Here is a 13,098-nt window from a genome sequence, read left to right on the forward strand (position 1 = left end):
TGGTCATCGGACCAGCCGCAGCCACGGCGCCAGATGGAAGGCGCTCATCAGCACGTACATCGGCACCATGCCGCCCAGCGAGAACGGCTCCGCCATGCCGATGCACAGCACGTCGGCCGGCGCGGCTGCCGCGATCACCGCCATCAGGGCGAAGGTCGGCGCCGCCGTCAGCGACAGATAGTGCGCCATCGCGCGGGCGAAGCCGCCGAACCCCGCGGAAAACTCCGGCTTGCTGGTTCCGATTGTCTCGCAGCTCATGATTCACTCTCCCATGCTGTTCCACTGTCATGTGCTAGGTTAGAACCGGACCTCGGAGGGCGAGAGTGACAAGTGTGTCGGGATTTGCATGGACTCGCTGATCACGGCAGCGGCGCTCGCGCTCGCGGCGGGTGATCCCCTCGGCGCACTGAAACGGGTGGCGCTGCGCGACGACGCGCCGGCGCTGGCGCTGCGCGGCATCGCGATGGCGCGGCTCGGCGATTTCGTCCGCGCCAAGGACCTGCTGCGCCGCGCCGGCCGCGCCTTCGGCCCGAAGGAAGCGGTCGCTCGGGCGCGCTGCGTCGTCGCCGAGGCCGAGATCGCGCTGGTGTCGCGCGATTTGTCGTTTCCCAAGCGCGCGCTCGCCGCGGCGCGGGCGACGCTCGACGCGCATGGCGATGCGCTCAACGCCGCGCATGCCGGCTACCTCGAGATCCGCCGCCTGCTCCTGATCGGAAGCCTGGATGAGGCCGAGCGCATGCTCGCCGGGCTCGACCCCTCGCCCTTGCCGCCGGCGCTGCGGGTCGGTCATGAGCTGGTCGTCGCCGGCATCGCGATGCGGCGGCTGCGGACCAAGCCGGCGCGCGAGGCGATTGCACGGGCCGGCGACGCCGCGCGCCGTACCGGCATCGCGGCGCTCGCAGCCGAGGTCGACAGCACCGCCCGCCTGCTGACGACACCTGCCGCCCGGCTGATCGCGCGCGGCAGCGAGCGTTCGTTGCTGCTCGAGGAGGTCGAGGCGCTGATGGGCTCGAAAGCGCTGGTGGTGGACGCCTGCCGCTACGTCGTGCGCGATGTCAGCACGACCATCGCGCTGACGACGCGGCCGGTGCTGTTCGCGCTCGCCCGGGCGCTGGGCGAAGCCTGGCCGAACGACGTCTCGCGCGGTGAATTAATCGCGCGGGCGTTTCGCGGCAAGCAGGCCGATGAATCGCACCGGGCGCGGCTGCGGGTCGAGATCGGCCGGCTGCGGCGAGCGCTGCGGCCACTCGCCGAGCTCAGCGCGACGCCTGACGGTTTCGTGCTCAAGCCGCATGGCCGGCGCGAGGTGGCGGTGCTGGCGCTGCCGGTCGACGAGGAGCACGCCGAGGTGCTGGCCTTTCTCGCCGATGGCGAGGCCTGGTCGAGCTCGGCGCTGTCGGTTGCGCTCGGCGCCAGCCAGCGCACCGTGCAGCGTGCGCTCGATGCGCTGGCCGCCTCGGGCAAGGTGCAATCGGTCGGCCGCGCCCGCGCGCGGCGCTGGATCACCCCGCCGGTACCGGGATTCACGACGACGTTGTTACTCCCTGCCCTGCTGCCGAACGGCTAGCATCGGGAAGCATTCAGAGCGTTTTCAAGCGAAGTGGATACCGGTTCGCGTGAAGAAAACGCGTCAAACAAAATTTCAGGAGCGGAGCATGAAGACGTCAGAAGCCGAGATCATCCGGGAGTACGGCCCGTTCGACGGCGTGGAGCGCGTCGGCGGCGTCACCTTCGACGGCACGCAGGTGTGGTTTGCGGCCGGCGACCGCCTGATCGCGTTCGATCCCGACAGCGGCAAGACCACGCGCACCATCGACGTCGCGGCCCATGCCGGCACCGCCTTCGACGGCAAGCATCTCTATCAGATCGCCGAGGACCGCATCCAGAAGATCGATCCAAACAGCGGTCGCGTGGTGTCGACGATCCCCGCCCCCGGCGGCGGACGCGATTCCGGCCTCGCCTGGGCCGAAGGTGCGCTGTGGGTCGGCGAGTATCGCGACCGCAAGATTTTGCAGATCGATCCCGAGACCGGCGCGATCCTGCGCACCATCGAGAGCAACCGCTTCGTCACCGGCGTCAGCTGGGTCGACGGCGAGCTCTGGCACGCCACCTGGGAAGACGACAAAAGCGACGTGCGGCGCATCGATCCGCAAACCGGCGACGTGCTCGAACGGCTCGAAATGCCGGAAGGCAAGTTCGTCTCCGGCCTCGAGTCCGACGGCGCCGACCGCTTCTTCTGCGGCACCGGGTCCACCGGCAACAAGGTGCGCGCGATCCGCCGGCCGAAGCGCGGCGCCCGCAAGTGACGCCGCGCCTCACCGAACTTTACGCCGCAGCGGGCACGGCCGTGGGCCGCGCCGCTGGCATCGGCCGGAACGTCATCATGATCAGGAAGGCGCCGATGCCGACCGCCCAGGAGCCGACATAGAGCCAAGTGTAGCTGGCAAAGGTGTCGTAGATCAGGCCGCCGGCCAACGGTCCGGTCGCCATGCCGAGGCTGCCGGCCATCGCGGTGCCGCCGATCACGGTCCCCATCATCCGCAGCGGAAAATTCTCGCGCACCAGCACAGAATAGAGCGGCATGGTCCCGGCATAGATGAAGCCGAACACCGCCGCCACCGCATAGAATGCGGCAAGTTCGCGCACGAAGGCGTAGCCGAGCGCACCGAACGCCTGCGCCAGCAGCCCGAACACCAGCACGCGCTTGGCGCCAAAGCGGTCACCGAGCAGGCCGAAGGCGATGCGGCCGCCCATGCCGGCGAGCCCCTCGACGCTGTAGATCGTGACCGCCGCGACCATCGGAATGCCGCAGGTGATGGCGTAGCTGACGGTGTGGATGATCGGACCCGAATGGGTGGCGCAGCAGAAGAAATTGGTCGCGATCAGGATGATGAATTGCGGCGAGCGCAGCGCCTGCGCCAGCGTCATCGCCGGCTCCCCGTTCTCGGACGCCACTGCGGCCTGCGCGTCCGCCAGCGCCGGCGGGCGGCGCACCAAGAGCGACACCGGGATCATGATCGCGCCGACGACGCCGGAGACGATCAGCATCGCGGTGCGCCAGTCGTGGTTTGAGATCAGCCAGGCGGCGAGCGGCGACATCGTCATCGGCGCCATGCCCATGCCGGCCGACACCAGCGAGACGGCAAGGCTGCGGTGGGTGTCGAACCAGCCGGTGACGCAGGCCATCATCGGGGCGAAGATCGCCGCCGTCGCGGCGCCGACCAGCCCGCCGAACACGAATTGAAAGGCCACCAGCGAGGTCGTCTGGCTCGCCAGCGCGAGACTCGCCGCCAGCACGACCGAGCCGGTCAGCACCACCGGCAGCGGCCCGAACCGGTCGGACAGCGTGCCCCAGATCATGCTGGTGAAGGCCATGGCGAGGAAACCGATCGTCATCGCACTGGAGATCCCGGTCACCGACCAGCCGGTCTCCTTGGCCATCGGCTGGAGGAACACCGGCAGCGAGAACATGCCGCCGATCGCGACGCAGCCGAGCAGGCCGCCCGCCGCGACGATCACCCAGCGATAGGTCGAATTGGTCATTTCCTACTCCCATGCAGTTCGTTCTGGGGAGAAGACGAGCGCGGTGAAGCGGAACCGACAGCCGATTTTGGTTTCCGCTCACTTTTTTGCGAGCACTGCCGCGGGCGTCGACAGCCGTCGCAGGGGCGCAAGGCCAAATGCCGAAAAACAACCCCATGCAAAGTAGCCCGCCGGCAACTCAGCGGTATTATTCTACTATCCCGAAATCACGCTACCCCTCTCTCCCCCGCAAGCGGGCGAAGTCCGCGGCCTGCCGGTCAGCCAAGAATCTAGCGATCGGCCAGCTTGCAGCCGGGCTGCGGCGCGATCGCGCCAAGCGCGCGGACCTGCACGAGGTCCGTGCCCTGCGTCTTCGCAATGAACATGCTCATCGCCACGTGATGATCGTGACCGATCGTCACCGGGCCGGTCGGCGACGGAATGGCGAGGCCCGCCATGGCGTCGATGATCGCCTCCTTGTCGAGCTTGCCGGCCTTCTCGGCCGCCGCCTTGAGCGCGATCAGGGTGTTGTAGTGCGTCATCACATAGTTCGACACCGCGACGCCGGGCCGCGCCGCGGCGCGGGCCTTTGCGACGAACGCCTTGACGGCGGGATCTTCGCTCGCCGCGACCGCCGGCACCACGGCGACCATGTTCTGGCCCTTGCCGCGGAAAATGCCGAGATCGACCTCCGACAATCCGAGGAAGGCGACCGTGATGTCCTTCAGCAGTCCCGCATCGTCGGCCTGGCGGATGAAATCCATGCCGTCGCCCTTCAGCGCGAACAGCAGCACCTTGGCCTTGCTCGCCGCGACGTCCTTGATGATCGGCGAGAAGTCGGTCTCGGTCCCCAGCGTATATTTGGTGCCCACCACCTTGCCGCCGAGCTGCTCGATCAGCGGCTGCGCGATGTCGAACATCTGATGCGGCCAGACCCGGTCGGCGCCGAGTTGGAAATAGCTGTTGCCGAAAGTCTGGGTCATGTAAGGCAAGAGCTGGCCGAGCTCCTGGTTCGGCACCGCGCCGAACGCGAACAAATAGCGGCTGCATTTGCCGCCCTCGTAATTGGTGGCGTAGAGCAGCGGCGTCTTGAAGCTTTCGGCGAGCGGCACCAGCGCGTTCAGATTGCGCGAGGTGATCGGACCGACGACCGCCAGCGCGCCGTCTTTCTCGACCAGCAACCGCATTGCGTCCGCCGCGGCATCGGGATTGGTCTTGTCATCGGCATAGATCAGCTTGACCGGCCGGCCCAAAATGCCGCCGGCGGCGTTGATCTCGGCCGCTGCGAGATCGAGCCCAAGTTTTGCCTGCTGGCCATAAAGCTCGACTCCGCCAGAGAACGGCAGCACCGCGCCGATGCGGATCGGATCGGCGGGTTCGGCCGCAGCCGAAGGGCGAACGGCCGCGAAACAGAGCAGCAACGCGAACATCAAACAGCAAATCGATCGGCGCCGCATGGCGCGTCTTCCTTTCGGCTCGTCAGGTCGGACGAACGGTATGGCCCAACATCTCGTGGACGTCGTAGCTCATGATCGCCAGCAGTGCCGCAAGCCCCAGATAGGCCGCACCATATTCGAGCTTGGTCTGCAGCGGCACGCCATAATAGGCGACGTTCTCGGGAGCGTGCGGATCGTACCGCCAGGCTTGAATGAGCTGCGGCACCGCCAGGACCGCCACGATCAGGAGCATCGGGCTCGGCCGGTACAGCATCAGGGCCAGCAGGATCGGCACACCGGCGAACCAGATCCGCGGACTGAGCACCGCCGTCACCCGGCCGCCGTCGAGCGGCGAGATCGGCAGCAGATTGAACAGATTGAGGAACAGGCCCGAATAGGCGATCGCGAGCAGGAGCCCGCTGTCCACCGACCTCGCCCACCAATACACCGCCAGCGCGGCGATCGTCCCGACCACCGGACCTGCGATCGCGACATAGGCCTCGGTCTCGACATCCGCCGGCCGCTCCTTCAGCGCGATGAAGGCGCCCATGAAGGGAATGAAGGCCGGCGCCCCGACATCGAGGCCGCGCTGCCGCGCCGCGACGTAGTGGCCCATCTCATGCGCAAACAGCAGCGCGATGAAACCCGCCGCGTAGCGCCAGCCCCATATCGTCGCGTAGAGCGCCAGCGACGGCAGCATGCTGCCGCCAGTGGTGGCGAGCTTGCCCCATTTCAGGCCGGAGAGCAGCAGAACCAGTAAGGCCTTCACGCCGGGCCACCACCGGGATCGACGCGCGGCTTGCGGCGAAAGAACTTCATCAGGCCGGCGCCGACCGCCGCCGCTCCGAGCAGGAACACCTTGGCGAACTTCAGCACGAAGGCGATCACGATCGCGAACAGGCCGAGCTTCTTGGCGGCAACGCCACCGATCAGCGCGGCAAGGCCGTAGGCGGCGACGCGATCCGTGCTGGCGCTGAAGTCCTCGTAGCGCTTGCCGCCGTTATAGGAGAGATCGCCAAGCAGCTCCTGCGCAACCGGCTTCTCAGCGGCAATGCGGTCGGACGCCGACAGCAGGTTCAGGCTGAAATAGCCGTCGCGTCCCAGCGCGTAGGTGTTGAAATTGACCACCCTGGGCTCGTTGTCCGGCCGGCCCTTGTTCTTGCCCAGCATCGACCAAACCAGGCGATGGTTTACAGCATCATAGGCCGGCGGCTGGATCCAACCGATCACCTCGAGCTCGGGAAAGCCGCGTGCAACACGATCCTTGTTGGCTTCTTCCATCCCCTCCTTGATGTTGCTCAGGAGCTCGTCGGCGTTCCAGTTCTTGGCGTCGTCATCCTTGATGTAGCCTTCCTTGACGTAGCGGATCACGACCATCCACTCGTCGTTCTGACGTGTTCCAACCACCAGGCCAATGAAGGTCGCATCGTGGACGACGTTGCCGAGCGCCCGCAACACGCGCGTTCCCTCCGCCTTCGGCACAAAGAAATAGTTCGCCGGCAGCTTGAGATGGGCCTGGTCGATCAGCGTGACGTCCGCAGGTCCCGCGGTGCCAGCCTGGCTGGCAGCCTGCCAGGCGGCCGTCAGCTCCGCCCTTCGCGCGGCTTCATTCGGCGGCGACGACTGCGCGAATCCCGATGGCCACACGAACAGGGCCGCCAGCAAGACGGCCGCAATGAAAAATGCTTTTCGCACCGGCGCCCTCGCAAAAACCGAAAAATGAATCGAACGATTCCCGTGACAACCCTAAATAGCAGTGTTGACCGATCAATTACACGGCATATCGCAGTTTTTCCCAAAGCATCAATCATGCGGAAACGTTGTTCCGAAGCCTGCGCGCCGGGCGGAATTGTCGTGCAGCCGGGCATTCCCCGGCGCGATCGCAAGAGCTGCTTGTTCATCCTGCTTGACATTCAGAGGTTGCAGGCGTATGTCGGCGGCCCTCGCGAACCCGATATTCGCGAATGAATGCGAGCGAACCGGTGAAACTGAAACCGCAACAGCACGGCTACGAACGGATCGGCGGACTATCGATTTGTCTGCGTCCGAATGTCCATGCACGCCCGGTTGATGGGAGCGGTCTCGCATAAGCGGATCGAACATCCGTATCCACGGACCTTCCCAAGCCCAGCCGCTTCGGAGGGTTTTTTGTTGCCCCCGCGCGGCCAGGTCGACTTGCGGCGAACACGATCTGGAACAGACTGCAGGGGCCACTGATTGCTCCTGCGGTTTCAGCAGGAAACAAGACGATGCGAAGACCTGATCCCTACCAGGAGCGCGCCCGCGAACTCTGCCTCGCCGCGGGCATCGATCCGGATTCCCGGGTCGGCGAAGGCCGCGGCCAGCCGGCCTGGTGTCTGTATCGCGATGCCGCCCGCAAGGAGCAGCTGGCGCGCGAGACCGAGGCGGCCTCAGCCGAGATCGCGATGCTGCGTCCGCAGCAAGAACGCTTCAAGAACGCGCCGCTGAAGGTGTTCGGCGAACATGACGATGCGACCATCGCGCAGATGCGTAACTGCATGGCGGTCGGCAACGTCGTGTCCGGCGTGATCTGCGCGGACGGCCATCTCGGCTATGCGCAGCCGGTCGGCGGCGTGATCGCCTATGAGAAGCAGGTCAGCATCTCCGGCGTCGGCTTCGACATCGGCTGCGGCAACATGGCGGCGCGGCTCGACGTGCGCTTCGACGACATCGCGGCGACGGTTCCGACCATCATCCGCGACGTTGCCAAGGTGATCTCGTTCGGCATTGGCCGAAAGAATGTCGAGAAGGTCGAGCACACGCTGTTCGACGATGGCGATGCCTGGCGCGAAAGCGACATGGAGGCGTACCGGCAGAAGGCGGTCGGCCAGCTCGGCACTGTCGGCTCCGGCAACCACTATGTCGACCTGATGCGCGACGAGGCCGGCTTCGTCTGGATCGGCGTCCACTTCGGCAGCCGCGGGCTCGGCCACACCAGCGCGACCCGCTACCTCAAGGCGGCCGGGGGCAAGGACGGCATGAACGTCCCGCCCGCGATCGTCGACGAGGACTCCGAGCTCGGGCGCCGCTACATCGCCGCGATGCAGCTCGCCGGGCGCTATGCCTATGCGGGCCGCGAGTGGGTCGTGGAGCGGGTGCGCCAGATCATCGGCGGCAAGCTCACCGACGCCGTGCACAACCACCACAACTACGCCTGGCGTGAAACCCATGGCGGGAAGGATCTGTGGGTGGTGCGCAAGGGCGCGACGCCGGCCTTCCCCGGTCAGCGGGGATTTGTCGGCGGGTCGATGGGCGACGATGCCGTCATCCTCGAGGGCGTCGACAGTCCTGAGGCCAAGGCCTCGCTGTACTCGACGGTGCACGGCGCCGGGCGGCTGTTCGGCCGCAAGGAAGCCAAGCGCCGCTTCACGCGCGAGGAGATGGACCGCTGGCTGAACGAGCGCGGCGTCACGCTGGTCGGCGCCGATCTCGATGAAAGCCCGATGGCCTATCGGCGCCTGCCCGACGTGCTCGCCCGGCATGCCGGCACGGTGAAGGTGCTGCACACGCTGCGGCCGTTCGCCGTGGCGATGGCAGGTGAAGGCGAGTTCGATCCGTTCAAGGACTAGGCGAGGCGCACGCGCCTCGCCGCTTCTTCTCTCAACCTGATCGATGGAGCGCCCGGCTCTGGGCCGGGCGCTCTGCAGTTCGAGCCGCGACGAGAGCCTACGGTACGGTGGCGAAAGGGGAACGCTGCGGTCTGCAAAACCGCCATGAGCCGGTTCGATACCGGCCCGTACCTCCAACATCAAGGTGGACAGCTCTGCGCCTCCTCCTCCAAGAAAGGAGATTTCATTGCAAAACCGCTTTGTCCTGATCTCGGGCTGCTCCGGCGGCGGCAAGTCGACGCTGCTGGTCGAACTGCGCGCACGCGGCTATCGCGTTGTGGAGGAGCCGGGCCGGCGCATCATCGCCGATGAACTGGCGTCGGGTGGCAAGGCCCTGCCTTGGATCGATCCTGCGGCCTTTCTGCGCCGCGCCATCGAGGTCGCGTTGGGCGACATGGGCTTGGCCAAGGCGCACTCCGGATGGGTGTTCTTCGATCGCGGCCTGGTCGATGCGGCCTCCGCGCTGCAGGCGTTGACGGGCGAGCCGGTGCTGCGGCCGCTGTGCGCGACGCATCGCTACCACAGGCGCGTGTTCATGGCGCCGCCATGGCCCGAGATCTATGTCACGGATCCGGAGCGCCGGCACGATTTCGAGGCTGCGGCCGCCGAGCATCAGCGGCTGATCGAGACGCTGCCGGCGCTCGGCTACGATGTCATCAGCCTGCCGAAGACGTCGCCCTCAGCGCGCGCAGACTTCGTGCTGGCCACGCTTGCCGCCGACCCCTCGCCGGCGCCCTGATCGAACCATCACTCCGCGGCCTCGCGATGCGGGACACCCGCTTCGACGTCGAGCTGCAGGATGTCGTTGAAACGGTTGAAGGCGCCGCACAGCGCGATCCGCCAGGTCAGCTCGACGATCTGCGCTTCCGAAAAATGCTCGCGCAGCCGCGCAAAAATTTCGTCGCGCGTCTTGTTCCAGTTGTTGGTGACGGCGATCGCATATTCGACCACGAGCTTGTCGAGCGCATCGAGCTCGGGGTGATCCTTGTAGTCGAGCAGGCGCTCGGCACCCTCCTCCGAGACGCCCTGCACCGCGAGTTTCGGCGCATGGTGCGACACGCAGTAATCACATTTGTTGAGCAGCGACACCGTCACCAGCGCGAGCTCGAGATGCCGTTTCGACAGCACGGCCTCGTCCGCGAGATCGACCAGCAGCGACCACATGTGCTTGAAGATCGGCGGACGCTGCGCCATCACGCCGGCCTGGTTCTCGAATGCGCCATAGGTCGTCATCTTGTCCCACAGCGGCTGCAGGTCGGATGGCAGGTCGGCTCTCGTCTTGATGGACACGCGTGACATTGATTTCACCTCGGAACGGAATTGAGCTGACCGAGCCTGCCCTCGTCCGCGATCCGGAGCAAGCAACCTGCGGTCCTACTTTGTTGCGCCCTGCGTGTTGCGCAAGAGATTGTCGCGCAGCCTGGCGACGCTCTTCTGCACCACCGGAAACTCGTCGCCGAGCCCGGTGGCGTCCCGCAGGGAGCCGCCGAGATCCTGCTCGAGCAGGCGCCGCCCGGCCGGCGTCAGCGAGACCCGCACCTGCCGCTCGTCGGCGGGATCGCGGGCGCGGCGGATGTAGCCCGACTGCTCCAGCTTCTTGAGGATCGGCGTCAGCGTGTTGGATTCCAGGAACAGTTTTTCGCCGAGTTCGCTGACGGTCTGGTCGTCGGCCTCCGACAGCGCGATCATTGCGATGTACTGGGTGTAGGTCAGTCCGACCTTGTCCAGGATCGGCTTGTAGGCGCGGCCGAACGCCAGATTGGCGGAATAGACCGCAAAGCACAGGAAATTCGAGAGTTTTCGGCCCTTTGGCTCGGTCTTCTGGGGGCGGGTCACGGGCGTCTCCGGAGTTTGTGAAGTCTGGGGCAATATAAATCGTATCCGATTAAATCGGAAGTGCTTGACAGCACCTGTCGACCGGATTATTTCACACCGTATCCGATTAGATCGGACACGATCTATATTCATCTAAAGGAGCTCGCCATGACCGCCACCGCAAAAGTCCTCGTCACCGGAAAGACCCACGTCACCGCCGGCCCGAACGGCGCCGCCCGTTCGCAAGACGGCTTCATCGACGTCAAGCTGGCGCAGCCGCACCCGGCCGCCGAAAACCTGTTCGGCGCCGCCTGGTCGGCCTGCTACATCGGCGCGATCCAGCTCGCCGCCGGCCAGCGCAAGGTGAAGCTGCCGAGCGAGCCCGAGGTCGACGCCGAGATCGATCTGAACCAGGCCGGCAGCGCCTACTTCCTGAGCGCGCGCCTCAACGTCCGCGTCCCCGACGTCGACCGCGCGGTGGCGCAGGAGCTGATCGAGGCCGCGCACGGCATCTGCCCTTACTCCAAGGCAGTCCACGGCAACATCGACGTCACGACCACTCTCGTCTGAACCACGCGACGACTGACGAACCCAGCCTCCGACGCAGACTGGCCGCATCCCGGCCCGGTCCGCGATCGGAACAACCGAGGACATTCGAGATGACCAGTACAATGATGAAGGCCACGCGCGTCCTCGCAAGGGCGGGTGTAATTGTCGCAAGCCTCCTCACCATCCCCACCGCCGAGGCGCAGCAGCCGGCAGGCATCACGCGCACCGACCTGCAGCGTCACGATCTCAGCGCGCCTGGCCGCGAGGCGGTGCAGGTGCGTGTCGACATCGCGCCGGGCAAGGCGTTCGGCCGGCACAGCCATCCGGGCGAGGAGATCATCTATGTGCTCGCCGGCACCTTCGAATACGACATCGAAGGCAGGCCGCCGGCGACGCTGAAGGCCGGCGACGTGCTGTTCATTCCCGCCGGGACGATCCATGCCGCGAAGAATGTCGGCGACGTCACCGCGAGCGAGCTTGCGACCTATATCGTCGAGAAGGGCACGCCGCTGCTGACCCTGGCGAAGTGAAGCGCCCGCGCCTCACTTCGTGCACTGCACCTCGGCCTGCCGCACCGGCCGCGCGTTGAAGATCGCAAAGCTGAGCGCGGCCATGATCCAGACGCCGACCCCGCCATAGAGCATCACCCAGCCGAAGCCGCTCGCCAGCGCCTGATGCATAGTCGATGCCGGCAGTTCCGGCGCGGCGGCGACGTCGCCGGCCGCGACCCGCTCGGCGATCAGGCGGAGTTGCGCAAGGTCGAAGCCCGGCAGCACCGATTTGAGGTGCGCCAGCACGCCGCTCGCCAGGATGAAGCCCATCAGCGCGATGTTGACCGCGAGTGAGACCATCCGCGTGCTCATGTCGATGCCCGACGCCATGCCGGCGCGGTCGCTGGAGACCGAGCCGGTCGTGGTGTTGGTCACCGGCGTGTTGGTGATGCCAAGACCGATGCCGGCAATCAGGCAGCCCGGCAGCATGGTCGCCCAATCCGGCTGTGCCGTGGCGCTGCCGAACTTCATCAACAGAAAGCCGGCGCCGATCGTGAACAGTCCGGCCGGAATGATGAGCCCCGGCTGGTAGCGCAGCGACAGCCGCTCGGCGAACGGCGGCATCACCAGGGTCGGCAGCGTGTAGGCGAGCAGCGCCAGCCCGGCGGAGACGCTGTCATAGCCGAGGCCGGCGTGAAACCAGATCGGCAGATAGATCATGAACGGCCAGTAGCTGAGGTTCATCGCGGCCGAACCGACGATCGAGCCGGAGAAGGCGGAGATCCGGAACACCGAGAAATCGAACATCGGCCGCCGGCTGACCTTCTCGGCCACCAGGAAGGCGACAAAACTCGCGGCGGAGACGCCGAGGATCGCAAGCCCCCTCACGCTGGCAAAGCCGAGATCCGGTCCCTGCGTGATGTAGAAGGCGAGGCAGAACACCGCGAGCGACATCGTCACGATGCCGGCGACGTCGAGCGTGCTCGCCTTCGGGTCGCTGGATTCGTGCACGCCGCCGATCGTCAGCACGAACGCCACCGCTGCGAACAGCACATGGACCAGGAACACCCACTCCCAGCTCGCGACCGCGGCCATCGCGCCGCCGATGATCGGTCCGAACCCGAGGCCGATGCCGAAGATCACGCCCCACCAGCCCCAGGCTGTGGCGCGCAGCCGCCCGCCCTGGAATTCGTGCGACAGCACGGCAATCTGGCAGATCAGCAGCGCGCCGCCGCTCAGGCCCTGCAGGAAGCGGGCGATGATCAGCATCTCGACATTGCGCGCGACGCCGCACAAGAGCGAGGTGATCCCGAATGCCGCAATGGCGACCAGGAAGACGCGCTTGCGGCCAAAGCGGTCCGCCAGCGTTCCGATCGCCATCAGCACCGTGGTGACGGCGATGGTGTAGGCGTTCATGATCCACTGCAATTCCTTGAAGTCGGCATGTAATACCCGCTCCAGCGTCGGCAGGATCGCGGGAATGCTCGAGATCTCCAACCCAAACATCAGACACGCAAGACAGACGGCGGACAGCACGACGGCGCCGCGACGGCTCAGTTCAGTGGACATGGTTCGGCCTTTTGCTGTTGCGAGCCGACGGCATACCGCACGCTGTTGCCAGGGTGCTGGCAGCAGCGTCGAGCCGATCGACTCACG

At 66.2% G+C, this 13,098-nt stretch carries 14 protein-coding genes and 1 tRNA gene; 7 read left to right on the forward strand and 8 right to left on the reverse strand.

What is annotated here, in order from left to right; all coding sequences use genetic code 11:
• Nucleotides 1-3: 3 nt before the first annotated feature.
• On the reverse strand, nucleotides 4-258 hold the full coding sequence (locus CI41S_RS20215) for a hypothetical protein (RefSeq protein WP_139483039.1): 255 nt from the start codon (nucleotides 256-258) through the stop codon (nucleotides 4-6).
• Nucleotides 259-346: 88 nt separating this feature from the next.
• On the opposite strand from CI41S_RS20215, the gene CI41S_RS20220 reads away from it, so the two are divergent.
• Together CI41S_RS20220 and CI41S_RS20225 are read left to right on the forward strand one after the other, a co-directional pair.
• On the forward strand, nucleotides 347-1,567 hold the full coding sequence (locus CI41S_RS20220; protein WP_139861275.1) for a helix-turn-helix domain-containing protein: 1,221 nt from the start codon (nucleotides 347-349) through the stop codon (nucleotides 1,565-1,567).
• 88 nt (nucleotides 1,568-1,655) lie between these two features.
• Complete coding sequence (locus CI41S_RS20225; RefSeq protein ID WP_139861276.1) at nucleotides 1,656-2,306, forward strand: Vgb family protein; 651 nt, start codon at nucleotides 1,656-1,658, stop codon at nucleotides 2,304-2,306.
• A 19-nt stretch (nucleotides 2,307-2,325) separates the two neighbouring features.
• On the opposite strand, the gene CI41S_RS20230 is transcribed toward CI41S_RS20225, so the two are convergent.
• The 4 genes from CI41S_RS20230 to CI41S_RS20245 all read right to left on the reverse strand — a co-directional run bounded on the left by CI41S_RS20230 (nucleotide 2,326) and on the right by CI41S_RS20245 (nucleotide 6,653).
• A complete protein-coding gene (locus CI41S_RS20230; RefSeq protein ID WP_139861277.1) occupies nucleotides 2,326-3,543 on the reverse strand; it encodes an MFS transporter in 1,218 nt (405 codons plus the stop codon).
• A gap of 269 nt (nucleotides 3,544-3,812) precedes the next feature.
• Nucleotides 3,813-4,952, reverse strand: coding sequence for an ABC transporter substrate-binding protein (locus tag CI41S_RS20235; RefSeq protein WP_172628115.1), 1,140 nt, complete (start codon nucleotides 4,950-4,952; stop codon nucleotides 3,813-3,815).
• Nucleotides 4,953-5,001: 49 nt separating this feature from the next.
• Nucleotides 5,002-5,727 carry a site-2 protease family protein gene (locus CI41S_RS20240; RefSeq protein ID WP_139861279.1) on the reverse strand — a complete coding sequence of 242 codons (726 nt, stop codon included), beginning with the start codon at nucleotides 5,725-5,727 and terminating at the stop codon, nucleotides 5,002-5,004.
• Nucleotides 5,724-6,653 carry a DUF2167 domain-containing protein gene (locus CI41S_RS20245; protein WP_139861280.1) on the reverse strand — a complete coding sequence of 310 codons (930 nt, stop codon included), beginning with the start codon at nucleotides 6,651-6,653 and terminating at the stop codon, nucleotides 5,724-5,726. The genes CI41S_RS20240 and CI41S_RS20245 overlap by 4 nt, the downstream gene beginning before the upstream one ends.
• Nucleotides 6,654-7,207: 554 nt before the next feature.
• On the opposite strand from CI41S_RS20245, the gene CI41S_RS20250 reads away from it, so the two are divergent.
• From CI41S_RS20250 to CI41S_RS20260, 3 genes are all read left to right on the forward strand, one after another.
• Nucleotides 7,208-8,548: an RtcB family protein gene (locus CI41S_RS20250; protein ID WP_139483046.1), complete on the forward strand. Its 1,341-nt coding sequence runs from the start codon at nucleotides 7,208-7,210 to the stop codon at nucleotides 8,546-8,548.
• Nucleotides 8,549-8,649: 101 nt separating this feature from the next.
• Nucleotides 8,650-8,724 (forward strand) — tRNA-Cys (locus tag CI41S_RS20255).
• 50 nt (nucleotides 8,725-8,774) lie between these two features.
• Nucleotides 8,775-9,326 (forward strand): AAA family ATPase, encoded by a 552-nt coding sequence (locus CI41S_RS20260; RefSeq protein WP_139483047.1) that lies wholly within the window; start codon nucleotides 8,775-8,777, stop codon nucleotides 9,324-9,326.
• An 8-nt stretch (nucleotides 9,327-9,334) separates the two neighbouring features.
• Here the strand turns inward: CI41S_RS20260 and CI41S_RS20265 are convergent, their stop codons facing one another.
• Together CI41S_RS20265 and CI41S_RS20270 are read right to left on the reverse strand one after the other, a co-directional pair.
• On the reverse strand, nucleotides 9,335-9,886 hold the full coding sequence (locus CI41S_RS20265) for a carboxymuconolactone decarboxylase family protein (RefSeq protein ID WP_139483048.1): 552 nt from the start codon (nucleotides 9,884-9,886) through the stop codon (nucleotides 9,335-9,337).
• A gap of 75 nt (nucleotides 9,887-9,961) precedes the next feature.
• On the reverse strand, nucleotides 9,962-10,423 hold the full coding sequence (locus tag CI41S_RS20270; RefSeq protein WP_244622280.1) for a MarR family winged helix-turn-helix transcriptional regulator: 462 nt from the start codon (nucleotides 10,421-10,423) through the stop codon (nucleotides 9,962-9,964).
• 147 nt (nucleotides 10,424-10,570) lie between these two features.
• On the opposite strand from CI41S_RS20270, the gene CI41S_RS20275 reads away from it, so the two are divergent.
• Together CI41S_RS20275 and CI41S_RS20280 are read left to right on the forward strand one after the other, a co-directional pair.
• On the forward strand, nucleotides 10,571-10,972 hold the full coding sequence (locus CI41S_RS20275; RefSeq protein ID WP_139861282.1) for an Ohr family peroxiredoxin: 402 nt from the start codon (nucleotides 10,571-10,573) through the stop codon (nucleotides 10,970-10,972).
• A 104-nt stretch (nucleotides 10,973-11,076) separates the two neighbouring features.
• Nucleotides 11,077-11,481: a cupin domain-containing protein gene (locus CI41S_RS20280; protein WP_210242703.1), complete on the forward strand. Its 405-nt coding sequence runs from the start codon at nucleotides 11,077-11,079 to the stop codon at nucleotides 11,479-11,481.
• 12 nt (nucleotides 11,482-11,493) lie between these two features.
• On the opposite strand, the gene CI41S_RS20285 is transcribed toward CI41S_RS20280, so the two are convergent.
• Complete coding sequence (locus CI41S_RS20285; RefSeq protein WP_139861284.1) at nucleotides 11,494-13,011, reverse strand: MFS transporter; 1,518 nt, start codon at nucleotides 13,009-13,011, stop codon at nucleotides 11,494-11,496.
• Nucleotides 13,012-13,098 lie beyond the last annotated feature (87 nt).

This window comes from Bradyrhizobium ivorense, assembly GCF_900696085.1.
GTDB lineage: Bacteria > Pseudomonadota > Alphaproteobacteria > Rhizobiales > Xanthobacteraceae > Bradyrhizobium > Bradyrhizobium ivorense.

What these genes read in the sequence shown, in the direction of transcription:
- CI41S_RS20265 (WP_139483048.1), bottom strand. Translation starts at nt 9,886, where the DNA reads ATGTCACGCGTGTCCATCAAGACGAGAGCCGACCTGCCATCCGACCTG.
- CI41S_RS20280 (WP_210242703.1), top strand. Translation starts at nt 11,077, where the DNA reads ATGAAGGCCACGCGCGTCCTCGCAAGGGCGGGTGTAATTGTCGCAAGC.
- CI41S_RS20225 (WP_139861276.1), top strand. Translation starts at nt 1,656, where the DNA reads ATGAAGACGTCAGAAGCCGAGATCATCCGGGAGTACGGCCCGTTCGAC.
- CI41S_RS20275 (WP_139861282.1), top strand. Translation starts at nt 10,571, where the DNA reads ATGACCGCCACCGCAAAAGTCCTCGTCACCGGAAAGACCCACGTCACC.
- CI41S_RS20235 (WP_172628115.1), bottom strand. Translation starts at nt 4,952, where the DNA reads ATGTTCGCGTTGCTGCTCTGTTTCGCGGCCGTTCGCCCTTCGGCTGCG.
- CI41S_RS20220 (WP_139861275.1), top strand. Translation starts at nt 347, where the DNA reads ATGGACTCGCTGATCACGGCAGCGGCGCTCGCGCTCGCGGCGGGTGAT.
- CI41S_RS20230 (WP_139861277.1), bottom strand. Translation starts at nt 3,543, where the DNA reads ATGACCAATTCGACCTATCGCTGGGTGATCGTCGCGGCGGGCGGCCTG.
- CI41S_RS20285 (WP_139861284.1), bottom strand. Translation starts at nt 13,011, where the DNA reads ATGTCCACTGAACTGAGCCGTCGCGGCGCCGTCGTGCTGTCCGCCGTC.
- CI41S_RS20250 (WP_139483046.1), top strand. Translation starts at nt 7,208, where the DNA reads ATGCGAAGACCTGATCCCTACCAGGAGCGCGCCCGCGAACTCTGCCTC.
- CI41S_RS20215 (WP_139483039.1), bottom strand. Translation starts at nt 258, where the DNA reads ATGAGCTGCGAGACAATCGGAACCAGCAAGCCGGAGTTTTCCGCGGGG.